The organism is Pseudomonadota bacterium (genome assembly GCA_016195085.1).
Classification (GTDB): Bacteria; Pseudomonadota; Alphaproteobacteria; order SHVZ01; family SHVZ01; genus JACQAG01.
Genome location: JACQAG010000059.1, coordinates 1 through 21141 on the forward strand (window position 1 = coordinate 1; position 21141 = coordinate 21141).

A 21141-nucleotide genomic window follows, 5' to 3' on the forward strand; every position below is an offset into this window, starting at 1 on the left:
CCTCGAGACCGCCCTCGTAATGCAGCTCGACGACGCGCTCTTCGATGCCGCGCGCATCGGTCAAGGCCAGGGTCACGCCGGAGTTGAGGAAGGCCAGCTCGCGCAGGCGATGCTCGAGGGTATCGAAATCGAAATTGGTGTTGGTGAAGGTCTGCTTGGAAGGGAGGAAGGTGACCTCGGTGCCCTTCCGCCCGCCCTGCGGGCCCTTGACGGCGAGCGGCGCCTCCGGCTCGCCATGGTGGAAGCGCATGAAGTGCTCGTTGCCGTCGCGCCAGATCCTGAGCTCGAGGGTCTCGGAGAGGGCGTTCACCACCGACACGCCGACGCCATGCAGCCCGCCGGAGACCTTGTAGCTGTTCTGGTCGAACTTACCGCCGGCATGCAGCTGGGTCATGATCACCTCGGCCGCCGACACCCCCTCCTCCTTGTGGATGTCGACCGGGATGCCGCGGCCATTGTCGGTGACGGTGACCGAGCCCTCGGCGTTCAAGGTGACGGTGATGCGATCGCAATGGCCGGCCAGCGACTCGTCGATGGCGTTGTCCACCACCTCGTAGACCATGTGATGCAGGCCGGAGCCGTCATCGGTGTCGCCGATATACATGCCCGGGCGCTTGCGCACGGCATCGAGCCCGCGGAGCACCTTGATCGCTTCGGAGGTGTATTCCTCGCCCGCTTCGACGGGATTCTGTCGCGCTTGGCCGGTCATTGTCCTTGCGTGCCACCATGAGATAGCGGTGCCAATCGGGCATCGGCGACGCGGATGAATTGCGCGGCCCCGGCGAGATGCCGGAACAGGCCCTCATCGGTGCCGGTGAGCCAGGCCTGGGATCCCAAGGCCAGGATCTCCTCGTAGAGCGCCTGTCTGCGGCCGTCGTCGAGATGGGCGGCGACCTCGTCCAGGAGCAGGAGCGGCGGCTGGCCGCGATGGCCGCGGATGAGCCGGGCATTGGCGAGCGTGATGGCGATGATGAGCGCCTTCTGCTCGCCGGTCGAGGCCTGCTCGGCCGGCAGATTGCGGCTACCGAAGCTGACCTTGAGGTCGCTGCGCTGCGGTCCTTCGGCCGAGCCGCCGGTCTCGGCGTCGAGGCGCCTGAGCTCGGCGAAACGGGAGCGCAAACGCTCCTCGACCTCGAGCGCCGGCGTGGCCTCGAGGGCCGCCTCGACCGTGCCCGCCACTCTGAGGTGGGCGCGCGGGAAGGCTCCTTCGCTCTCGGCGGAGACCTCGTTCAAGCGCCTGAGCAGATCGAGCCTGGCGGCGGCGACGGCAACGCCCTGGCTGGCGAGCGTGGCCTCGAGTGCTGAGAGCCAGGTGGTGTCGATCTGGCCTTGCTTCAGCAGCCGCGAACGCTCGCTGAGCGCGTGCTCGTAGTGGGAGAGCCGGCGCGCATGCTCGGCATCGAAGCCATAGACCAGCCGATCGAGGAAGCGCCGCCTGCCGCTCGCCGGGCCGAGGAAGAGCCCGTCCATTTGCGGGGTGAGCCAGGCGATGGCGCCGAACGCGGCCAAGGCCGCATGGCCGCGCTGGGGCTTGCCGTCGATGCGCACCAGCCGGCGCTCCGATCCCTCGGCCGGATCGCGGCCGGTGCCGACCTCGACCGGACCCGAGCCGGTCTCCAAGGTCGCCGCCACGCCCCAGGCAACGCCGAGGGGAGCGCCGATGCGGTCGATCTCCCCCAGCCGCGCGCGGCGCAAGCCCCGTCCCGGCGCCAGGAACGAGATCGCCTCCAGGAGGTTGGTCTTGCCGGCACCGTTCGGCCCCGACAGCACCACCGGTGCTGCACCCACCGCCAGGCGCGCGCTTTCGTAGCCGCGGAAATCGGTCAAGGCCAGGCGACGAACCGCAAGACCGGACACGAGCGCGCGTTCGGCGGCGAGATGGATCGGCGCCGGCTCGCGCCGGGCGAAGGTGGTGAGAATTCCGTTCACACCCGCATCGGCATGAGGACGTAAAGCGCGCTCTGGTCGGCGAGGTCGCGCACCACGGTGGGTGAGGCGGCATCGGCCATGGTGAACTGCGCCACGTCGCCTTCGATCTGTTGGGTGATGTCGAGGAGATAGCGGGAGTTGAAGCCGATCTCCATGGGCGAGGCGCTGTACTTCACCTCGATCTCCTCGGTCGCGGTGCCGTTCTCGGGGCTGGAGGCCGAGAGCGTCAGCGAGCCGGTGGAGAGCTGCAGCTTCACCGCCCGGCTCTTCTCGGTCGAGATCGTCGCCACGCGGTCGACCGCCTCGGCGAAGTCCTTGCAGTCCACCTGCAGGACCTTGTCGTTGCCGGTCGGGATCACCCGCTCATAATCGGGGAAGGTGCCGTCGATCAGCTTGGATGTCAGCACGATGCCGTCGAAGGCGAAGCGGATCTTGGTCTCCGACAAGGAGATGCCGACGGCATCGCTGGTCTCGTCGACGAGCTTGCGGAGCTCGCCCACCGCCTTGCGGGGCACGATCACGCCGGGCATGCCATTGGCGCCTTCGGGGAGCGGCATCTCGACCCGGGCCAGGCGATGGCCGTCGGTCGCTACCGCGCGCATGACGGAGACGTCGTTCGAGCGCGTGGCATGCAGGTAGATGCCGTTCAGATAGTAGCGGGTCTCCTCGGTCGAAATCGCGAAGCGGGTGCGGTCGACCAAGGATCTGAGCTCGCCCGCCGGCAGCTCGAAGCTGTGCGCCAGGCCGTCGCCCGAGAGGGCGGGAAATTCTTCCGTCGGCAAGGTCGGCAGCGTGAAGGTCGAGCGGCCGGCCTTGAGGATCATGCGGCCGGACTCGCCGGTCGCCGACAGCTCCACCTGCGAGCCCTCGGCCAGCTTGCGCACGATGTCATGGAGGGTGTGCGCCGGACAGGTGACGGAGCCGGCGCGGCCGACTTCGGCGTCGACCGCTTCCACGATATCGATGTCCATATCGGTCGCAGTCACGCTCACCTTGCCGTCCCGCGCATCGATCAGCACGTTGGAAAGGATCGGGATCGTGGTGCGCCGCTCGACCACGCTTTGCACATGGGCAAGCGGTTTCAGGAGCTGGGCGCGGTCGATGATCAGCTGCATGTCGGCCGCCGCAATCAGAGGTCAAATCTTGAGACGACGGGGCCGCCTCAGCGTTCCCGGCGAAGGCGGCCCGTTCAAGGCGTGGAACTATACCACATTGCACCGCGATGAAGGAAAAAAGCACGGCCCCGCGGGGGCTCCTCGCGGCCCGAAAAAACCACGGTTATTCCGCAACTTAAGCGGGGCGCAACGATCCGGAAGGGGCCGTCTCCGGGGCATGCCGCCGCGTTCGCTGGAAACAGTCCGCCAGGGGCCAAAATCAAGCGGCCGTCAGGGTGCCTTGGGGTCGGATCGGGGGCGCTCGGCCAGGAGCGAGTAGGCCAGCGGCAGCCAGGGCTTGTCGGGCCATCGGTAGAGCCCGTCCGGGCCCTCGACCAGGCAGCCGAACATGCGCCAGGGAACCCCCTCATGCTCATGCAGCCACAGCAATCCGAGACCGGCATCGGTCAGGGCCGTGGTCACTGCGCCCAAAGGGTGCAGCCACTCGTATTTTCTCGCATTCGTGAGCCGGGCGCTCGCATCGGCGTAGTCGGTGGGATCGTCGTCGACGAGCGGCTCACCGCCGAAATAGGGCAGAAAATAGCCGGGCATGCCGTCAGCCATCGCGCGCTCGTCGTCGAAGACGGCCGCCGTTGGATGTCCTTCGGCGAAGTAGAGGCGGCCGCCGGGCTTCAGCAGGTGGGCCACGATCTCCGCCCAGCGCCTGACGTCGGGCAGCCATCCGATGGTGCCCCAGGTCACGTAGACGAGATCGAAGGAGCCGGGCTCGCCGATCGCCGCGATCGCTTCGTAGACGTCGGCTTCGACGAAGCGCGCGCGCGATTCGAGCCCGAGCTCGGTGGCCAGACGGCGCGCGGCGGCGATCGCCGGCGGGGAGAAATCGAGGCCGACCACATAGGCGCCGCGTTGCGCCAAGGTCAGGCTGTCGGCGCCGAAATGGCACTGCAGATGCGCAACGCTGAGCCCGGCGACGGGACCGAGCTCGGCCGCCTCGATCGCATTCAAGCGGCCGCGCCCGGATCGCAAATGGGAAAGATCGTAGCCCCGCGGCCCGAGATGGATGGGAACCCGCTCGTCCCAATTGGCGCGATTGGTCTGGCGCCATTCCGGCTCGGTCACGTGCGGCTCCATGATGAGCGGAATTTACCGCAGAGAACGCGGAGGAGCGCTAAGGACGCGGAGAAGAGATTCGTTTCCGCCGCGACCTCTGCGCTCCTCGGCGGCCTCTGCGGTTCTCGAACGACGCCGCCGGGCGCCGTTGCGATGCTCAGTTCTCCAGCATGCGCTTCAGGAGGTCGACGTCCTCGGCGAAGCCGGAATCGGCGGTGCGCAGCTCCTCGACCTTCTTCACCGCATGCATGACCGTGGTGTGGTCGCGGCCGCCGAACTTGCGGCCGATCTCCGGCAGCGAGCGCTGGGTCAGCTGCTTGGCGAGATACATCGCCACCTGCCGCGGCCGGGCTACGGCGCGGGCGCGGCGGGCCGAATGCATGTCGGCGACGCGGATGTTGAAGTGCTCGGCCACCCGCTTCTGGATCTCTTCGATGGTGACCCGGCGGTCATTGGCGCGCAGCAGATCGTGCAGCACCTCCTGCGTCCCCTCGAGCGTAATCGGCCTGCCGACCAGGGTCGCGTGCGCGAGGATGCGGGTGAGGGCGCCCTCCAGCTCGCGCACATTGGAGGTGATCTTGTGGGCGAGGAACTCCAGCACCTTCGGCGGCACCTGGACGTTCTGCTGCTCGGCCTTGGATTGCAGGATGCCGAGGCGGAGCTCGTAGGTCGTGGGGTGCAGGTCGGCGACCAGACCCCAGCCGAGACGCGAGCGCAGACGCTCCTCCAAGCCCTCGAGATCGGAGGGCGATTTGTCGGCGGAGATCACGATCTGGCGGTTCTGATCGGCGAGCGCGTTGAAGGTGTGGAAGAACTCTTCCTGGGTTGAGTCCTTGCCGCTGATGAACTGCACGTCGTCGATCATCAGCACGTCGACGGAGCGGAACTGCTCCTTGAAGGCCATCGTGTCCTTGTACCGGAGCGCGCGGATGAACTGGTACATGAACTTCTCGGCCGAGAGATAGAGCACGCGGCGCGCCTTGTGGCGCTCCGAGATGACCCAGGCGATCGCATGCATGAGGTGGGTCTTGCCGAGACCGACGCCGCCATAGAGGAAGAGCGGGTTGAACGGCACCGCGTCCGACTCGCTCACCCGCTTGGCGGCGTGGAAGGCGAGCTCGTTCGGCTTGCCGACGACGAAATTCGCGAAGGTGAAGCGCGGATCCAAGACCGCGGTCAGATCGGCGCGCTCGACCGGCGGCGGCTCAACGCCGTCGCCCGCCTGGGGACGCTGGGGGTAAGCCGGCGCCGCAGCGATGACCGGCTTCGGTTCGGCGGCACGCGCCGGCAGGCGGCCGACGATCACCTCGATGCCGCGCACCTCGGTGTTCTCGGTCGACCACAGGGCCAAGAGCCGGTCGGTGTAGTGGCTCAGCACCCAATCGCGCATGAAGCGCGTGGGCACCGAAATGACCACGGTTCCGTCCTTCAGGCCTTGCAGCGTAAGGGGCTTCAACCAGCTGCGGAATGCCGCTTCGCCGAACTCGGCGCGGAGCCGTCCACGCACGCGCACCCATTGCCCCTGCACCGGCTCGCCGCCCTGCCCCTCGATCATTCCTGCCTCCGCCCCGCCTCAACCATCGCGACCGTTCAACCGCCGCGATATCGCCTAGACGCGGCCTCGGCCCCGCGTCTCCCAGATCCCCCGCAGCCCGGCTGCGGCAGTACGCTTGAAGTATAACCAGCCCCCTCCACGCGCAGAGCGCGCAGCTTACGAGAACTCCGTCCCCATGTTCAGGTCTTTCTTCACTGGATTCTTCCCGACCGAAATATTTTACTCGGGACAGTTCCAACGAAGTTGCATCATTTTACAAACGATTATTTATTATTTTGTAACATTACTTCTTTTTTTGCCTCCCCGCCACAACCCGGGAAGGAACTTTAACCGCGTCGGCTGCGGGAGGCAACGTGATCGAAATGAGAACTGATGAATTTTTTCCACCGCTCGCTCGCTCCGCCGCAACGCCAAAAACTCAACGCGCGCGCGGGCTCCGCAACGGCGACCCCGCGCGTCGGTGACGGCTTCGTTACGCTTTAGTGATTTAGGAGAGCGCGTTGATGTGACGGGCGAGGCGGGAGAGCTTCCGCGCAACGGTGTTGCGGTGAAGCGTGCCCTTGTTGATGCCGCCATGGAGCACGGGCTGCGCCTCTTTGAGCGCGGCAGCCGCGGCGGCCTTGTCGCCGCTGGCGACGGCCTCCTCGACTTTTCTCAGATAGCTGCGCACCCGGCTGATGCGGGTCCGGTTGATCTGGGTGCGCCGCGCAATCTTGCGCACGCGCTTTTTTGCCGAAGGGGTGTTCGCCATGGTGGTCTCGCCTCTGGGAGGAGGGCGGTTATAGGCGTCGGCCCCCGCCGCAGTCAAGCGGCGATCGGGCGCTTTTGAGAGGTCTCGGCCGCACTTCTGCCGATTCGCTGCAATCGCCTGCCAGCTCCATCCACCAGGACGCTGTTCCAGAACACTCCGAGGCGGCGGCGCTGGTGTCGACCGTTCCGAAGTTCGTCGGCGATGCCGACGAACTTCGGAACCGGCACACTAGTGTGATGATTCCGACGTTCGTCGGCGAACTTCGGAATCTGAATCACACTGGATTCAATAGATTAGTGGCCCGCTTGTCCCTGAAGTTCGCGGACGAATTTCAGGGGCGGGACACTAGCGAGATTTCGGCGCGAGCGTGAACCGGACGGTGAGACCCTGCGAGTCCCGGGTGATTTCCAAGCTCAAGCGCTCCTTCTCGCGCTGGAAGCTGCGTTCGCTCAGGCGCTGCCAGCCGAGCTGGGGCAAGGTCGAGGCGTAGAAGGCGATGACCGTTTCAGGGCTGACCTGGCCCTTTGCATAGGCGACGACGATGCGGCCCTCGGGCGCATCGAAGCTCAAGCCCGCGTCCGGGAGTGCGGCCAATCCGTCCATCAATGGCAGGTCTTCCACACCCTCGACGAATCCCGGCTCCGCCGCCACGCTAGCGGGCCAAAGCAGCAGACTCGACAAGAGCAAGGCGGACGCCAAGCTCAGAAGCGGCCCCGCTCGCATCTCAGCGCTGCCGCTTGCCGCAATAGAAGGTCGAGCGACCGGACTGCACGATCCGTCTGACGCCGACCCGGCAATTGCAGTCGGGGCAGGGCTCGCCCTCGCGGTCGTAGACCGCGAAGCGATGCTGGAAATAACCGAGCTCGCCATCCGGCCGGCGGTGGTCGCGCAAGCTGGAGCCGCCGGCCTCGATCGCCTCGGCCAGCACCGACTTGATCGCCTCCGTCAGTTTCTGGGCGCGTGCGCCCGAGACGGTTCCCGCCTTGCGCAAGGGCGAGATGCCGGCGTGAAAGAGCGCCTCGGAGACATAGATGTTGCCGAGCCCGGCCACGACGCGCTGGTCCAGGAGGGCGGCCTTGATCGGCGCCGCCTTGCCTTGAAGGCGTTTGGCGAGGCTCGGCCCATCGAAGCTGGCATCGAGCGGCTCCGGTCCGAGACCGGCGAGAAGCTTGTGGCGCCCGAGATTGGCTTCGTCGGTCAGATCCAGCATGCCGAACCGCCTGGCGTCGTTGAAGCGGACGACATGGCCGCTGTCGTCGGCGAAGGTCACATGGTCATGGGGGTCCAGCCGGTTGGGCAATCCCGATGTCACCAGCATGCGCCCCGACATGCCGAGATGGGCGATGAGCACGCTCTGATCGTCGAACCCCATGAGGATATATTTGGCGCGGCGTCGCAGCGAGGTCACCCGGCGCCCGGTCAGCCTTTGGGCGAGATCGGGCGGCAAGGGCCAGCGCAGATCGGGCCGGCGGACCTCGACCTTGACCAGAACATGGCCGAGCAGCACGGCCGCCAGTCCCCGGCAGACGGTTTCGACTTCGGGAAGCTCAGGCACGTTGCGAGTGTCCGTCGCGATCGGGATGCCCCCACCCCAACCCTCCCCCACCGGGGGTGGAATTTGGGAGGGGGCGGGGACCACCCCCTCCCCGACCCTCCCCGGGACGCATGGGGGAGGGAGTAGAAATGCGTTTCGACTCCCTCCCTCGCCGAAGGCGGGGGAGGGTTGGGGTGGGGGCACGCGGCAGTTCCAAGCTCACCTGCAAAGCAACTCCTGTGGCCTGCATGTGTAGCCTAGGCCCTTGCGTTGGCGCTATGGTCCCCGCCCATGGCGAAGCCCGAGCCCGGATCGGACAACGAAGCGACCGCCTCCTTCGGCTATCGCGAGGTGCCGAAGGCGGACAAGCGCGGCCTCGTGCGCGATGTCTTCGAGAGCGTCGCCGGGCGCTACGATCTGATGAACGACTTGATGAGCGCCGGCATCCATCGGCTGTGGAAGGCGGCCCTCATTCGCCTTCTCAAGCCCACGCCGAGCATGCATCTCCTCGACGTGGCCGGCGGCACCGGCGACGTGGCCCAGCGCTTCCGCCAGGCCGGCGGCGGCAGGGTGACGGTGGTCGATCTCACCCCGGAGATGCTGAGCCACGGTCGGGCCCGGGCCGTCGATGCCGGCCTCCTCGACGGCATCGACTGGGCGGCAGGCGATGCCGAGGCCTTGCCGCTGGCCGACCGCTCGGTCGATGCCTATTCGATCGCCTTCGGCTTGCGCAACGTGACCGAGCCCGAGACGGCGCTCGGCGAAGCCCACCGGGTGCTCCGGCCCGGCGGTCGTCTCGCGGTGCTGGAATTCAGCCCGGCGGTGCTGCCGGGCCTGAGCCAGGTCTATGATCTCTACTCCTTCCGCGTGCTGCCCCTCTTGGGCGGGCTCGTCGCCGGCGATGCCGGCTCCTATCGCTATCTGGCGGAGAGCATCCGCCGCTTCCCCCGACCGGAGGTCTTGGCCGAGATGATCCAACGCCAGGGCTTCGCCGGGGTGCGCTGGCAGGCGATGACCGGCGGCATCGCCGCCTTGCATTCGGGCTGGCGGGTGTGAGCGGCCACGCCGGCGCCAGCCTCGGCGGTGGTTAGCGCCTGAATGCTCCGCGCCCTTCGCCACGCGCTCCGGCTGGTATCGATCGCGCGCACGCTCGCCCGCCACGACGCGCTTTTTGTCCTCGAGCTGGTGCCGGTCGCCCCGGCGCTGACGGCGCTGGCTGGGCTCATGCGGCGAGAGGCGTCGGGACGTCCTGGCGAGCGATTGGCCGCGGCGCTCACCGATTTGGGGCCGAGCTTCATCAAGCTCGGACAGTTGCTCGCCACCCGGGCCGATCTCATCGGCGAGGAGATGGCCGCCGATTTGAGCCTCCTCCAGGACCGATTGGCGCCGTTTCCCGGCATCGAGGCCGGAAAGACCGTCGAGAGCGAGCTCGGCAAGCCGATCGGAGAGCTGTTCCAGAGCTTCGAGGCGGCAGCGGTCGCCGCCGCCTCGATCGCCCAGGTGCATCTCGCGGTGACCTGCGCGGGCAAGCCGGTCGCGGTCAAGGTGCTGCGCCCCGGCATCGAGGCGGCGTTCCGCCGCGATACCGAGCTCTTCCGCTGGGTGGCCGAGCGCATCGAGGCGAGCCTCCCCGCCTTGCGCCGGCTCCGGCCGCAAGCGGTGGTCGAGACCTTCACCGAGACCGTGCGCGTGGAGATGGATCTGAGGCTGGAAGCGGCGGCTGCCTCGGAGCTTGCCGAGAACTTCGCCGGGGATCCGGATTTCCGCGTGCCGAAGGTGGACTGGGAGCGAACCGCGCGCCGGGTGCTCACCCTCGAGCGCGTCGAAGGCATTCGCATCGACGACGTGCCGGCGCTGATTGCCGCCGGCCAGGATATCGATGCGGTACTGGCGAAGTCGGCCGCCGCCTTCTTCCGGCAGGTCTTCCGCGACGGCTTCTTTCACGCCGACATGCATCCCGGCAACATGTTCGTCGCCGCGGACGGCAGCTTGGCGCCGGTGGATTTCGGCATCATGGGACGGCTCGATGTGGCGACACGGCGCTATCTGGCCGACATGCTCATCGGCTTCCTTGCCCGCGACTATCGACGCGTGGCCGAGGTGCATTTCCAGGCGGGCTACGTGCCGGCGCACAAATCCGTCGACGCCTTCATGCAAGCCTGCCGGTCGATCGGCGAGCCGGTGCTGGGCAAGCCGCTCAACGAGATCTCCGTCGGCCGACTCCTGGCCCAGCTCTTCCAGGTGACCGAGACCTTCGAGATGGAGACGCAGCCGCAGCTCCTCTTGCTGCAGAAGACCATGGTCGTGTCCGAGGGCGTGGGGCGCACACTCAATCCTCGAGTCAATATGTGGCAGTTGGCGCAGCCCTTGATCGAGGCATGGGTGCGTGAGCACCGCGGACCCGAGGCCAGGATCGGCGAGGCCATGGGCAGCGTTGCTCTGACGATCGAGCGGCTGCCATCTCTCGTCCGCGACACCGAACGCGCCGTCAGCGCGATCTCCGGCGGAGTCAAGCTGCACCCCGACACCATGCAGGCACTCGCCGGCGCCTTGCGCGCCGGCCAAAGCGGGTCATGGCCGCTCTGGCTGGCGATCCTGGCGCTCGCCCTTATCGTCGGCATCTACTTCCTGCGCTGAGGCAGCACCCCTTGGAGACAGCGTCTAGATCGGTCTCTGTTCCCGTCGGATGCCCCCACCCCAACCCTCCCCCAGCAATGCTGGGGGAGGGAGCCAGAGCGCATCATCACGCCCTCCCTCGCCGCTAGGCGGGGGAGGGTTGGGGTGGGGGCATTCGCTGCAAGGATCCGCCCTACCCCAGCACTCGCAGCAGCGCCTGCGCCTGCTCGGAGATGAGCGTCGGGCCGCTGATGTCGGGAAACTTGCCCCAGTTCTTGTCGACCCATTCCATTCCCTCGAACCGCCGTGGCGTCGCATAGCGCGGCACCACGTGAAAATGCACCAGCGGGTCCACCATCATCAGCATCAGATAGTTGATCTTGTCGTAGGCGAACGCGTCCTTGAGACGCGTTTCCACGTCCTTCACCACTTCGGCCAGGCCGGCGAACTCCTCCGGGCTCAGCTGGGAGAGCTGGATTGCTTCGCGCCTGACCGACAAGACCGAGGCGCCCAGCGTGCAATGCACCGGCCTCAGCGACCACACCCAGTCGCGATAGGATTTGACCGCGAGCTCGGCCGTGCGGAATTTCAAGGCGAATTCGGAGAGCGCAGTCATCGGTTCCGGCGGAGCCAAGAATGCCGAGACGGTAGCAGCGGCCGCCTTTGCCGGCGAACGGGAATTGCACTTTGCCCGGCTGGGGCTTATTTTAACAGGCTGTCAATGTAGTTTCCGCCGGAGCCGGCCATGCTCAAAGGCAAGCGGATCCTGCTGGTCATCGCCGGCAGCATCGCCGCCTACAAGACTCTCGACCTGATCCGCCGCCTGCGAGAGCAGGGTGTCGCCATCAGCGCGATCCTGACCAAGGGCGGGGCCGAGTTCGTGACTGCGCTCTCCGTCGGCTCGCTCACCGGCGAGAAGGTCTACAGCGAGCTGTTTTCGCTGACCGACGAGGCGGAGATGGGACATATCCGGCTCTCGCGGCAAGCCGAGCTGGTGGTGGTGGCGCCGGCGAGCGCCGACCTCATGGCGCGGATGGCGGCGGGCATGGCCGATGATCTGGCGACCGCCACCTTGCTCGCGACCGACAAGCCCGTACTGATCGCGCCTGCCATGAATGTGATGATGTGGCGCAATGCGGCGACGGCGGCGAACCTGGCGCTCCTCAAGAGCCGCGGCATCCTCACCGTCGGACCCAATTCCGGCGAGATGGCCGATGGCGAGTCCGGTCCCGGGCGGATGGCGGAGCCGGCGGAGATCCTGGCGGCGGTCGAGAGCTTCTTTACCGCTTCCGGGGTGCTCAAGGGACGCCGCGCCTTGGTGACCAGCGGGCCCACTCATGAGGCGATCGATCCCGTGCGCTACATCGCCAATCACTCCTCGGGCAAGCAGGGCCATGCGATCGCGGCCGCACTCCGCCGCCTCGGCGCCGAGACCACGCTGGTGACCGGCCCGTCGATGGAGCCGGACCCGCCCGGTGTCAGCGTGGTGCGCATCACCTCGGCCAGCGAGATGCTGGCGGCTTGCGAAGCGGCGCTGCCCGCCGAGATTGCGGTCTGTGCGGCGGCGGTTGCCGATTGGCGGGTCGCCGATCCGCCGACCGCCAAGATCAAGAAGGCCGCCGGCGCGCCGCCGCCCCGGCTCGAGCTGGTGGAGAATCCGGACATCCTCGCCACGCTTGCCACGCCAGGCAAACGCCGGCCGGCGCTGGTGGTCGGATTCGCCGCCGAGACCGGCGATGTGGTGCGGCTCGCAACCGACAAGCGCCGGCGCAAGGGCTGCGATTGGATCGTCGCCAACGACGTCTCGCCCGGCACGGGCACATTTGGGGGCGATCGGAACCGGGTGCATCTCATCTCCGAATCCGGCGCCGAGGCGTGGCCGCTCCTCGGCAAAGCCGAGGTGGCGCGGCGCTTGGCCGAGCGCATCGCCCAGCATTTCTCGCCCGTGAGCAAGCATGAGGCGGCGCAATGAGTGTCGCCGTTCCCGTGCTCCGCCTCGCCCACGCCGCGGGTCTGCCGCTGCCGGCCTATGCCACGCCGGGAAGTGCGGGCCTCGACCTCATGGCCGCGACCGATCGGCCGCTCGCCGTCGAGCCGGGCGAAAGGCTGGTGGTGCCGACCGGAATCGCGATCGCGCTGCCGCCGGGGTTCGAGGCGCAGGTGCGCCCGCGCTCCGGGCTCGCCTGGGAGCATGGCGTGACCGTGCTGAACGCGCCCGGCACCGTCGATTCCGATTATCGCGGCGAGATCCAGGTTCTGCTGATCAATCACGGCGCCAAGCGCGTGACCATCACCCGCGGCCAGCGCATCGCCCAATTGCTGGTGGCCCCGGTCTCGCGGGTGGTCTGGCAGGAGCGCACCGAGCTGGGTGCGACCGAGCGCGGGCCTGGGGGTCACGGTTCGACCGGCAGCGCCCCCCTGCCGACGAGCCGCACCGCCACGAGCTGATCCCATGCTGCGCCCGTCGAAAAAGCTCGTCTGCACCATCGAGGCGGTTCTCGACATCGCCTACAACGCCGCCGATCGTCCCGTGCGCGCCAAGGAGATCACCAGGCGCCAAGGGGTGCCGCCGCGCTTTCTCGAACCCGTCCTGCAGGATCTCGTGCGGGCCGGCGTGCTCGACAGCGTGCGCGGACCCCGCGGCGGCTATCGGCTGGCCCGCGAGCGCCGGCGCATCACCCTTGGCGATCTCTGCCGGGCCAGCGGCGCCTTCGAGGAAGCGAGCGAGGAGGAGATGGCGCCGAACGGCTCGATCCTCGCCGAGCAAGTCGTGCGCCCGCTCTGGGCCGATCTTCGCTCCGAGCTCGCCACCAGGCTCGAATCCGTCACCCTCGACGATCTTTGCCAGCGGGCGCAGAGCGCCGGCATCCCGAGCCAATCCGGGGATTGCCTCGACTTCAATATTTGAGCAGGCCGCCGCGGCGGATGATGACTGAAGCTCACCCTGAGTTCGGCATCTGGATCGTTCGGCCGCCGGGCTTCGTGCATAGCCGCGGCTTCGAAGAGGTGGCCGAAGCGCTCCAGGCCGGGCTGGTAGCGCTCGGCCATTCCGCGGCGATCGTCGACCCGCCGGCATGGGCCGCCCGTCGGCTCATCGTGCTCGGCGGACAGCTCATCGATCCCGGATATTTCGACCGCCTGCCCGCCGATGCCGTCATCTTCAATTTGGAGCAGATCTTTCCCGGTTCGCCCTGGCTCGAGCCGCACTACGTGGAGCTTCTGCGCCGGTTCGAGGTCTGGGACTATAGCCAGCGCAACCTCGATGAGCTGCGCCGGCTCGGCATCGACAATTGCCGGCTTTGCGGGATCGGCTACGCCTCCTGTCTCACGCGCATTCCCGAAGCCGTCGAGGACATCGACGTTCTTCACTATGGCAGCATGAACGCCCATCGGCGCTCGGTCCTGGCCGGGCTCGTGGAGCGGGGAGCGGTCGTCCGGCACGTCTTCGGCGTCTTTGGCGAAGACCGCGATCGGCTCATCGCCCGCTCGAAGATCGTGCTCAACATGCATTTCTACGAAGGGCGCGTCTTCGAGATCGTTCGGGTCTCCTACCTCTTGGCGAACCGACGGTTCGTCGTCTGCGAATACGGGACCGACCCCGGGTTGGAGGAGCCGTTCGCCGGTGGCGTCGCCTTCGCGCCGCATGAGGAGCTGGTCGACACCTGTCTTCGCTATTTGGCCGATCCGGACGCTCGCAAGCGCATTTCCGAGCGGGGATTCCAGCGATACAGTGCCATGCTGCAGGCCGATATGCTGCGCCGGGTGCTGAGCCAGCCCGGCGAGCGCCTCGGCTCCAATATTTGAGTGCCAAATCTATTCGATCGACAGAATTATTTGATCGACAGGATGAGTGGCCGAGCGGTGCCGACCACCCTATATTCACCGCCAGCTTGTCGAATATTCTAAATCACAGAACAAATAGGTGAAATCATGACTGCCCGCCGCGCCGAACCGCAAGAGCCCGCGCCCGAATTTCGCGGCCGCATCTATGACAGCATTCTGGAGACCGTCGGCGCCACGCCCTTGGTCAAGCTCCAGCGCTTTGCCGCGCATCACGGCGTCTCCGGCGAGCTCCTCGGCAAGCTGGAATTCTTCAATCCGCTAGCCTCGGTCAAGGACCGCATCGGGCTCGCCATGATCGAGGCGGCCGAGCGCGAGGGAAAGGTCGGCAAGGGCACGACCTTGATCGAGCCGACCTCGGGCAATACCGGCATCGCCCTTGCCTTCGTCGCCGCATCCAAGGGCTACCGGCTCATCCTGACCATGCCCGAAAGCATGTCGGTGGAGCGGCGCCGGATGCTGAAGCTGCTGGGGGCCGAGCTCGAGCTCACACCCGCCGCCGCCGGCATGAAGGGTGCCATCCAGCGGGCCGAGGAGCTGGTCAAGAGCACCCCCAATTCTTTCATGCCGCAGCAGTTCAAGAATCCGGCGAACCCGGCGGTACACCGGCGGACCACGGCCGAGGAGCTGTGGCGGGACACCGGCGGCAAGCTCGACGTGTTCGTCACCGGCGTCGGCACCGGCGGCACCTTGACCGGAGTCGGCGACGTCTTGAAGCCGCGCCTGCCCGGCTTGCGCATCGTCGCCGTCGAGCCGGAAGACTCAGCCGTGCTCAGCGGACGACCGCCGGGCCCACACAAGATCCAGGGAATCGGTGCCGGCTTCGTGCCCGACATTCTCGAGAAGAAGCACATCGACGAGATCGTGCGCATCGCCAACCAGACCGCCTTCGAGGCCGCGCGGGCGCTGGCGCGGCTCGAAGGCATCCCCGTCGGCATCTCCGCCGGTGCGGCGCTGGCGGCGGCGGTCGAGGTCGGCAAGCGGCCGGAGATGAAAGGCAAACGGATCGTGGTGATCATCCCCGACTTCGCCGAGCGCTATCTCTCGACCGCGCTCTTCGACGGGCTCTGAGAGATTTGTTCGTCATTGCCGGGCCAGTCTTTTCCCCCGCGCGCGCAGCCGCCACGCCAACCCTGCGCGCGCTGGGATATAGTTGCCCGGCGATCCATCGTGCTCTTGTTAGATGGACCCCCGGGTCAAGCCCGGGGGTGACGAAAACGGAGGGGTTCGTCAGGTGCCCGTAGAGCTGACCGACGCGCAATTCGAGCGCTATGCCCGCCACCTCATCCTGGATGAAGTCGGCGAAGAGGGCCAAGCGCGGCTGATGCAGGCGCGCGTGCTGGTCGTCGGCGCCGGCGGATTAGGCTCGCCGCTGTTGCTCTATCTCGCCGCCGCCGGTGTGGGCACGATCGGCATCGCCGATGATGACGAGGTGTCGCTCTCCAATCTGCAGCGCCAGATCGTGCATTCGACCCAAGCGCTCGGCGAAGCCAAGGTCAAGAGCGCCCGGCGCACGCTCGCCTCCGTCAATCCCGAGACAAGCATCGTCATCCACGATACGCGGCTCGTTCACTCTAATGTTCTGGAGATCATCGAGGGCTACGACATCGTCGCCGATGGCAGCGACAACTTCGCCACCCGTTATCTCTTGACCGATGCCTGCTTCCAGGCGCGCAAGATATTGGTCTCGGGCTCGCTGCTGCGCTTCGAAGGGCAGCTATCGACCTTCAAACCGTGGACCGGCGGGCCTTGCTACCGCTGCCTCTTCGCCGAGGCGCCGCCGCCCGATCTGATTCCGCGCTGCGAGGAGGCGGGCATCCTGGGCTCGGTCGCCGGCGTCATCGGCACCGTGCAGGCAACCGAAATCTTGAAGGAGATCCTGGGCCTTGGACAGTCGCTCTCCGGCCGGCTGATGATCTACGACGCGCTCTCGGCCGAGTTCCGCACCATCCGCTTCAAGCCCGATCCCAATTGCCGGCTCTGCGGGCCCAAGGCCACGATCCGCGATCTGTCGGAGCACAAAGAGAAGGCGCCGTCCGGCACCACCTGAGGGGTAACGGCGATCCGTAGCGCGAACCGGACGCGGCGCGGTCGGCCGCTTGCCGACGGCAAAAACCAGCGTATATTATGGTAATATACGCGGGATGATGGATTTCGACCGCATCATCGGTTTCGAATGGGATGCCGGCAACGCTCGAAAGAGCGAGGACAAGCATGGTGTTACGCAGGCAGAAGCCGAACAGGCATTCCTGAACGAGCCGCTGGTGGTTGCCGCCGACCCTGTGCACAGCGCTGCCGAGCCGCGCTTTCACGCCCTGGGTCGGACCGACGGCGAGCGGTTATTGCACATCGTGTTCACGCTCAGATCCGAAGACACCCTCATTCGCGTGGTCTCGGCGCGAGACATGAGCCGCAAGGAGAGGATGCGCTATGAAGAGAAGAACTAGGGCAGCGCCGCGGTTCCGCAGCGAAGGCGAAGAGCGCGCCTATTGGGAAAGCCACGACTCCTCCAGGGCGATCGATTGGAACATGGCGGAGCGGGTCCGTTTTCCTAACCTGAAGCCTTCGACCATTTCCATTTCTTTGCGCCTGCCCGTCGGGCTTTTGGAACGGATCAAAATCGCAGCCAACAAGCGCGACGTGCCCTATCAGTCGCTCATCAAGACCTGGCTTGCGGAAAAGGTCGACTGAGAGGAAATGCTTCGATGAGAAATGTGGATCGACGCCACGATGTGCGCGAGGGCGTGGAGCTCGGCTCGCTTCATGCTCCCTCTCCCATGGGGAGAGAGGCGGCGCATGACCAATCTATGCATGCCGGCGCCGCTTCCCCTCACCCGCGCTTCGCGCGACCTCTCCCGCGGGGAGGGTCGGGGAGGGGGTGGTCCCCACCCCCTCCCAATGTCCACCCCCGGGGAGAGGTAATGAACAATCGAGAAGCGCTTTCTCAGTAGGGCGAGCCCGAGGCGGCGCGGCGGCCGTTGGTCTTCTTCGGCGGTGCCTTGGCCGGTGCCGCTTTTCCCGGCGCGACCCCTTCGCGCATCTCCGCCATGGCCTGCTTGGCAGCCGCGGTCAACAGACGCGCATCGCCCATCACCGTCACCAGGTCGAAGCCGGCGGTGCGCATGCGCTTGGCGTAGGCGGGAGAGGCCGTGTGGATGCCGGCCTTGATGCCGTGCCGCTTGCAGGCCTTGAGGATGGTCATGATGACGCCCAGGCGAAAGTCATCGGTGTGGTCGGCGCCGGGCCCCTTGCCCAGCGAGATCGATAGATCCGAGGGGCCGATATAGACCCCGTCCAAGCCCTTGACCGAGAGAATCTGGTCGAGGTTCTCCAAGGCCTCCTTGGTCTCGATCATGGCGAGCGCCACCACCACGTCGTTCGCCTTGTCGTGATAGTCCGCCCCGCCATAGAGGGTGGCGCGGATCGGCCCGGAGCTGCGATAGCCCTTCGGCGCGTAGCGGGTGGCGCCGACGAAGCGCTGGCACTCCTCGCGGCTGTTGATCATCGGGCAGATGACGCCATAGCCGCCGGCATCGAGCACTTTCATCACCTGCCCCGGCTCGTTCCAGCTGACCCGCGCCATGGGCACGACTTGCGTGGTGGAGATCGCCTGGAACATCGAGACCATCATCTGGTAGTCGATGATGCCGTGCTGCATGTCGACGACGAGCGAATCCCAGCCGGCATGGGCCATGACCTCGGCGTTGAAGGCGCCGGGCATGTTGAGCCAGCCATTGACGACGCAGCCGCCCTTTTTCCAGATCTGCTTGACGATATTCGCGCGCATGGAATCCTCCGGATGGTCTTTGGTGGGGCGGCGTCGGCCTTGGGATGGCCGCTTGAGCCAAAGGGCGAGACGCCTAGGCTGGCCCGGTCGCGGGTGAAGTGCAAGGACAACCCGTGTCGAGGCTCACAGCATCTGCTCGAAGACCCGATCGGGCGGCTTGTGGCCGTCGACGAAGCTCTTGATGTTGATGATCACCCGCTCGCCCATGGCAAGCCGTCCTTCGTTGGTGGCCGAGCCGATATGCGGCAGCAGCACGACGTTGTCGAGCTCGATCAGCTTCGGCGGCACGCCGGGCTCATGCTCGTAGACGTCGAGACCGGCGCCGGCGATCTCACGCCGGATCAAGGCCTGGGTCAGCGCCGCCTCGTCGATCACCTCGCCGCGCGCGGTGTTGACCAGGATCGCATCGGGCCGCAAGAGCTTGATCCGCCGGGCGGAGAGGAGATGGAACGTCGCCGGCGTGTGCGGACAGTTGACCGAGATCACGTCCATCCGGCTCAGCATCTGGTCGAGGCTCTCCCAATAGGTGACGTCGAGCTCCCCCTCCAGGTCGGGCAGAACCGGTCGGCGGTTGTGATAATGCACCTGCAGGCCGAAGCCCTTCGCCCGCCGGGCGACCGCGGCACCGATGCGTCCCATGCCGACGATGCCGAGACGCTTGCCGCTGAGCCTGATTCCCAGCATCGAGGTGGGCGCCCAGCCCGTCCACTTGCCGGCGCGCAACAGCCGCTCGCCCTCGCTCAAGCGGCGGGCGACCGCCAGGATGAGCGCCATCACCATGTCGGCGGTGTCCTCGGTCAACACACCGGGCGTGTTGGTGACGGCGATGCGGCGCTCGCGCGCCGCCTCGAGGTCGATATGGTCGACGCCGGTGCCGAAGGAGGCGATCAGGCCGAGACTCTCGCCGGCGGCGGCAATGACGCTGCGGTCGATGCGGTCGGTCACCGTCGGCACCAGGATCGCGGCCTCGGCGGCGGCGGCGCGGAGCTCGGGCTCGCTCAGCTTCCGGTCGTCGAGATTCAACCGGGCATTGAACAGCTCCATCATCCGCGTCTCGGTGGCGGCGGGGAGCTTGCGGGTCACGATGACCAGGGGTTTGCGGCTCGGCATCGGCGCCTCGCTAGTGTGATGATTCCGAAGTTCGTCGGCGAGCTTCGGAATCTGAATCACACTAGATTCGACCAATTAGTGGCCCGCTTATCCCTGAATTTCGCGGGCGAATTTCAGGGGCGGGACACTATCGAGGCTTCCGCCTAACAGGCCGGGGCCGCAATGTCAAAAACCGGCCCGAAACGGAATCCGCGGGCTTCCCGGCCTTGACCGGCGGCGGCCTGCGCTATATTCGCCCTCCTCGATGTCCGTCCGCCGCCTCGCCCTCATCATCGTTGCCCTTCTCGCTCTCGACGGCAGCGCCCTTGCCGATCGCGTCGGCCGGGTCACCGGCCTGCCGCTGCCGCGCTTCCTCAGCCTGAAGAGCCCCGAGGTCAATCTGCGCACCGGGCCCGGAACCCAATACCCCGTCGAATGGGTGTTCGTGCGCCGCCTGCTCCCGGTCGAGGTGCTGGACGAGTTCGAGAACTGGCGCAAGATCCGGGACAGCCAAGGGGCCGAGGGCTGGGTGCACCTCACGGTCCTGTGGGCCCGCCGCTCCATGCTGGTGACGGGATCGACGCGCAGCCTCCGACGCAGCAACCGCGAGGATGCCGAGACCGTCGCCATGGCCGAGGCCGGCGTCATCGGCCGGCTCTTGGAGTGCCGGGAGGCCTGGTGCCGGGTCGAGATCGCCGGCACCCGCGGCTGGCTGAAGCGCCAGGAATTCTGGGGCGTCTACGAGGATGAAGCGGTGAAGTAGACGCGGGCGGCGCCGGGGCGCCGTTTTGCCATGCACCAACTGCTACCTTGCATAACAAGGTATCGATTGCTACTCTCCCTGGGCGCCAACGCCATCCACGGCTCCAACACCCTCGAATGACCGCCGCCGCCTCACCTCCCGAAGCCCAATCGGAGCCGACCCAGGTCCAGCTGAAGAAGGGCGTGCTCGAGCTCTGCGTCTTGGCGCTGCTGGCCCGCGGCGACAACTACGCCTACGAGATCGCCAGCCGCCTGTCGCGTGCGATCGATATGGGCGAGGGCACGATCTATCCGCTCATGCGCCGCATCGAGCGCGCCGGCTTGGTTGCCACATACCTCGTCCAGTCCGACAGCGGGCCGGCCCGCAAATACTACAAGCTCACCAAAACCGGCCGCGCGCATCTCGCCGCCCTCAAGGCGGAGTGGAACAGCTTCGCCCGCGACGTCGCCGCCATCTTGGGAGACTCCTAGATGACTCGAATCGATTTCCTTGAAACCCTGCGTCGGGGCCTCGCGGGCCTGCCGCAAGCCGACAACGAGGACATCCTCGCCGACTACGAGGCGCATTTCACGGAAGCGATCCGCGCCGGGCGGAGCGAGGACGAGGTCGCCAGCGCCATGGGCGATCCCTCACGCCTGGCGAAGGAGCTCCGCGCCGAGGCGGGTTTCCGGCGCTGGGAGAAGGAGCGCAGCACCCGCAATCTCGCCGGTGCCATCCTGGCGCTCATCGGCCTGGCGGCGGTCGATGTCGTGCTCTTGCTGCCGCTCCTTTGCTGGTTGGCATTCTTCGTGCTGGTCATGGCCATTGTCCTGGGTGCTGCCTGCATTGTCGGCCTGGTGCTGGTGACCGGTTTCGTCGCCTGGCACCCTTTCGCGCACATCGCCGGATCCTTGTCGCGCACGCTCTTCGGCATCGGGCTGTTGGCCGGCGGCATCGGCGGCGGCGCGGTCTTGTTCCTCATCCTGGAGTGGTTCGTCCGTCTCTTGGGCAAGTTCGCGCGGCTGCACTACCGACTGGTCAGCCCTGAAGACGACGCGCTTTCGAGGAGATGA

At 66.8% G+C, this 21141-nt stretch carries 24 protein-coding genes; 13 read left to right on the forward strand and 11 right to left on the reverse strand.

What is annotated here, in order from left to right:
• The 8 genes from HY058_16985 to mutM form a co-directional block, all read right to left on the reverse strand.
• Window positions 1–709, reverse strand: a 709-nt coding sequence (locus HY058_16985) for a DNA gyrase subunit B (GenBank protein MBI3498991.1), incomplete at its 3' end; no start/stop codon positions are given.
• Complete coding sequence (gene recF, locus HY058_16990) at window positions 706–1884, reverse strand: DNA replication/repair protein RecF (protein MBI3498992.1); 1179 nt, start codon at window positions 1882–1884, stop codon at window positions 706–708. The genes HY058_16985 and recF, both read right to left, overlap by 4 nt.
• Before the next feature lie 41 nt (window positions 1885–1925).
• A complete protein-coding gene (locus HY058_16995; GenBank protein ID MBI3498993.1) occupies window positions 1926–3044 on the reverse strand; it encodes a DNA polymerase III subunit beta in 1119 nt (372 codons plus the stop codon).
• Window positions 3045–3314: 270 nt separating this feature from the next.
• The gene (locus HY058_17000) at window positions 3315–4175 is read right to left on the reverse strand and encodes a class I SAM-dependent methyltransferase (GenBank protein MBI3498994.1); all 861 of its coding nucleotides are present in this window, start codon (window positions 4173–4175) and stop codon (window positions 3315–3317) included.
• A gap of 136 nt (window positions 4176–4311) precedes the next feature.
• Window positions 4312–5709 (reverse strand): chromosomal replication initiator protein DnaA, encoded by a 1398-nt coding sequence (gene dnaA, locus HY058_17005; GenBank protein ID MBI3498995.1) that lies wholly within the window; start codon window positions 5707–5709, stop codon window positions 4312–4314.
• A 487-nt stretch (window positions 5710–6196) separates the two neighbouring features.
• Window positions 6197–6460, reverse strand: coding sequence for a 30S ribosomal protein S20 (gene rpsT, locus HY058_17010; protein MBI3498996.1), 264 nt, complete (start codon window positions 6458–6460; stop codon window positions 6197–6199).
• A 345-nt stretch (window positions 6461–6805) separates the two neighbouring features.
• Entirely contained in the window at window positions 6806–7183 is a 378-nt protein-coding gene (locus tag HY058_17015) for a hypothetical protein (GenBank protein MBI3498997.1), read from the reverse strand.
• A 1-nt stretch (window position 7184) separates the two neighbouring features.
• Window positions 7185–8015: a bifunctional DNA-formamidopyrimidine glycosylase/DNA-(apurinic or apyrimidinic site) lyase gene (gene mutM, locus HY058_17020; GenBank protein ID MBI3498998.1), complete on the reverse strand. Its 831-nt coding sequence runs from the start codon at window positions 8013–8015 to the stop codon at window positions 7185–7187.
• A gap of 270 nt (window positions 8016–8285) precedes the next feature.
• Here mutM and HY058_17025 point away from each other — a divergent pair, with 270 nt between their 5' ends.
• Window positions 8286–9050, forward strand: a complete 765-nt coding sequence (locus HY058_17025) for a class I SAM-dependent methyltransferase (protein MBI3498999.1) — start codon at window positions 8286–8288, stop codon at window positions 9048–9050.
• 42 nt (window positions 9051–9092) lie between these two features.
• On the forward strand, window positions 9093–10631 hold the full coding sequence (gene ubiB, locus HY058_17030; protein MBI3499000.1) for a 2-polyprenylphenol 6-hydroxylase: 1539 nt from the start codon (window positions 9093–9095) through the stop codon (window positions 10629–10631).
• Window positions 10632–10803: 172 nt separating this feature from the next.
• Here ubiB and HY058_17035 read toward each other — a convergent pair whose 3' ends face one another.
• Window positions 10804–11226, reverse strand: coding sequence for an HIT family protein (locus tag HY058_17035; protein ID MBI3499001.1), 423 nt, complete (start codon window positions 11224–11226; stop codon window positions 10804–10806).
• 129 nt (window positions 11227–11355) lie between these two features.
• Between HY058_17035 and coaBC the strand changes: the two genes are divergently transcribed.
• The 8 genes from coaBC to HY058_17075 all read left to right on the forward strand — a co-directional run bounded on the left by coaBC (window position 11356) and on the right by HY058_17075 (window position 17141).
• Window positions 11356–12582, forward strand: a complete 1227-nt coding sequence (gene coaBC / locus HY058_17040) for a bifunctional phosphopantothenoylcysteine decarboxylase/phosphopantothenate--cysteine ligase CoaBC (GenBank protein MBI3499002.1) — start codon at window positions 11356–11358, stop codon at window positions 12580–12582.
• Window positions 12579–13058, forward strand: coding sequence for a dUTP diphosphatase (dut, locus tag HY058_17045; GenBank protein MBI3499003.1), 480 nt, complete (start codon window positions 12579–12581; stop codon window positions 13056–13058). Before coaBC ends, dut begins: the two co-directional genes overlap by 4 nt.
• A gap of 4 nt (window positions 13059–13062) precedes the next feature.
• On the forward strand, window positions 13063–13518 hold the full coding sequence (locus HY058_17050; GenBank protein ID MBI3499004.1) for an Rrf2 family transcriptional regulator: 456 nt from the start codon (window positions 13063–13065) through the stop codon (window positions 13516–13518).
• Between the two features lie 20 nt (window positions 13519–13538).
• Window positions 13539–14414 carry a glycosyltransferase family 1 protein gene (locus HY058_17055; GenBank protein MBI3499005.1) on the forward strand — a complete coding sequence of 292 codons (876 nt, stop codon included), beginning with the start codon at window positions 13539–13541 and terminating at the stop codon, window positions 14412–14414.
• Between the two features lie 126 nt (window positions 14415–14540).
• Window positions 14541–15521: a cysteine synthase A gene (gene cysK, locus HY058_17060; GenBank protein MBI3499006.1), complete on the forward strand. Its 981-nt coding sequence runs from the start codon at window positions 14541–14543 to the stop codon at window positions 15519–15521.
• 112 nt (window positions 15522–15633) lie between these two features.
• Window positions 15634–16500 carry a molybdopterin-synthase adenylyltransferase MoeB gene (gene moeB / locus HY058_17065; GenBank protein ID MBI3499007.1) on the forward strand — a complete coding sequence of 289 codons (867 nt, stop codon included), beginning with the start codon at window positions 15634–15636 and terminating at the stop codon, window positions 16498–16500.
• A 94-nt stretch (window positions 16501–16594) separates the two neighbouring features.
• Complete coding sequence (locus HY058_17070; GenBank protein MBI3499008.1) at window positions 16595–16897, forward strand: BrnT family toxin; 303 nt, start codon at window positions 16595–16597, stop codon at window positions 16895–16897.
• Complete coding sequence (locus HY058_17075) at window positions 16881–17141, forward strand: BrnA antitoxin family protein (GenBank protein ID MBI3499009.1); 261 nt, start codon at window positions 16881–16883, stop codon at window positions 17139–17141. The genes HY058_17070 and HY058_17075 overlap by 17 nt, the downstream gene beginning before the upstream one ends.
• Window positions 17142–17394: 253 nt before the next feature.
• Here the strand turns inward: HY058_17075 and HY058_17080 are convergent, their stop codons facing one another.
• Together HY058_17080 and HY058_17085 are read right to left on the reverse strand one after the other, a co-directional pair.
• On the reverse strand, window positions 17395–18237 hold the full coding sequence (locus tag HY058_17080) for a 2,4-dihydroxyhept-2-ene-1,7-dioic acid aldolase (GenBank protein MBI3499010.1): 843 nt from the start codon (window positions 18235–18237) through the stop codon (window positions 17395–17397).
• Window positions 18238–18360: 123 nt separating this feature from the next.
• Window positions 18361–19347: a D-glycerate dehydrogenase gene (locus HY058_17085; protein MBI3499011.1), complete on the reverse strand. Its 987-nt coding sequence runs from the start codon at window positions 19345–19347 to the stop codon at window positions 18361–18363.
• Between the two features lie 244 nt (window positions 19348–19591).
• Between HY058_17085 and HY058_17090 the strand changes: the two genes are divergently transcribed.
• The 3 genes from HY058_17090 to HY058_17100 all read left to right on the forward strand — a co-directional run bounded on the left by HY058_17090 (window position 19592) and on the right by HY058_17100 (window position 21141).
• On the forward strand, window positions 19592–20089 hold the full coding sequence (locus HY058_17090) for a hypothetical protein (GenBank protein MBI3499012.1): 498 nt from the start codon (window positions 19592–19594) through the stop codon (window positions 20087–20089).
• Window positions 20090–20205: 116 nt separating this feature from the next.
• Window positions 20206–20559 carry a PadR family transcriptional regulator gene (locus HY058_17095; protein MBI3499013.1) on the forward strand — a complete coding sequence of 118 codons (354 nt, stop codon included), beginning with the start codon at window positions 20206–20208 and terminating at the stop codon, window positions 20557–20559.
• Window positions 20560–21141, forward strand: coding sequence for a DUF1700 domain-containing protein (locus HY058_17100; GenBank protein ID MBI3499014.1), 582 nt, complete (start codon window positions 20560–20562; stop codon window positions 21139–21141).

Bases quoted from the DNA above. Each gene is read 5' to 3' on its own strand.
- HY058_17025 (MBI3498999.1), top strand. From the start codon at position 8,286: ATGGCGAAGCCCGAGCCCGGATCGGACAACGAAGCGACCGCCTCCTTC.
- HY058_17070 (MBI3499008.1), top strand. From the start codon at position 16,595: ATGATGGATTTCGACCGCATCATCGGTTTCGAATGGGATGCCGGCAAC.
- HY058_17085 (MBI3499011.1), bottom strand. From the start codon at position 19,347: ATGCCGAGCCGCAAACCCCTGGTCATCGTGACCCGCAAGCTCCCCGCC.
- HY058_17080 (MBI3499010.1), bottom strand. From the start codon at position 18,237: ATGCGCGCGAATATCGTCAAGCAGATCTGGAAAAAGGGCGGCTGCGTC.
- HY058_17100 (MBI3499014.1), top strand. From the start codon at position 20,560: ATGACTCGAATCGATTTCCTTGAAACCCTGCGTCGGGGCCTCGCGGGC.
- HY058_17035 (MBI3499001.1), bottom strand. From the start codon at position 11,226: ATGACTGCGCTCTCCGAATTCGCCTTGAAATTCCGCACGGCCGAGCTC.
- HY058_17055 (MBI3499005.1), top strand. From the start codon at position 13,539: ATGACTGAAGCTCACCCTGAGTTCGGCATCTGGATCGTTCGGCCGCCG.
- HY058_17075 (MBI3499009.1), top strand. From the start codon at position 16,881: ATGAAGAGAAGAACTAGGGCAGCGCCGCGGTTCCGCAGCGAAGGCGAA.
- dnaA (MBI3498995.1), bottom strand. From the start codon at position 5,709: ATGATCGAGGGGCAGGGCGGCGAGCCGGTGCAGGGGCAATGGGTGCGC.
- HY058_17050 (MBI3499004.1), top strand. From the start codon at position 13,063: ATGCTGCGCCCGTCGAAAAAGCTCGTCTGCACCATCGAGGCGGTTCTC.
- ubiB (MBI3499000.1), top strand. From the start codon at position 9,093: ATGCTCCGCGCCCTTCGCCACGCGCTCCGGCTGGTATCGATCGCGCGC.
- dut (MBI3499003.1), top strand. From the start codon at position 12,579: ATGAGTGTCGCCGTTCCCGTGCTCCGCCTCGCCCACGCCGCGGGTCTG.
- rpsT (MBI3498996.1), bottom strand. From the start codon at position 6,460: ATGGCGAACACCCCTTCGGCAAAAAAGCGCGTGCGCAAGATTGCGCGG.
- moeB (MBI3499007.1), top strand. From the start codon at position 15,634: ATGGACCCCCGGGTCAAGCCCGGGGGTGACGAAAACGGAGGGGTTCGT.
- HY058_16995 (MBI3498993.1), bottom strand. From the start codon at position 3,044: ATGCAGCTGATCATCGACCGCGCCCAGCTCCTGAAACCGCTTGCCCAT.
- cysK (MBI3499006.1), top strand. From the start codon at position 14,541: ATGACTGCCCGCCGCGCCGAACCGCAAGAGCCCGCGCCCGAATTTCGC.
- HY058_17000 (MBI3498994.1), bottom strand. From the start codon at position 4,175: ATGGAGCCGCACGTGACCGAGCCGGAATGGCGCCAGACCAATCGCGCC.
- coaBC (MBI3499002.1), top strand. From the start codon at position 11,356: ATGCTCAAAGGCAAGCGGATCCTGCTGGTCATCGCCGGCAGCATCGCC.
- HY058_17095 (MBI3499013.1), top strand. From the start codon at position 20,206: ATGACCGCCGCCGCCTCACCTCCCGAAGCCCAATCGGAGCCGACCCAG.
- HY058_17015 (MBI3498997.1), bottom strand. From the start codon at position 7,183: ATGCGAGCGGGGCCGCTTCTGAGCTTGGCGTCCGCCTTGCTCTTGTCG.
- HY058_17090 (MBI3499012.1), top strand. From the start codon at position 19,592: ATGTCCGTCCGCCGCCTCGCCCTCATCATCGTTGCCCTTCTCGCTCTC.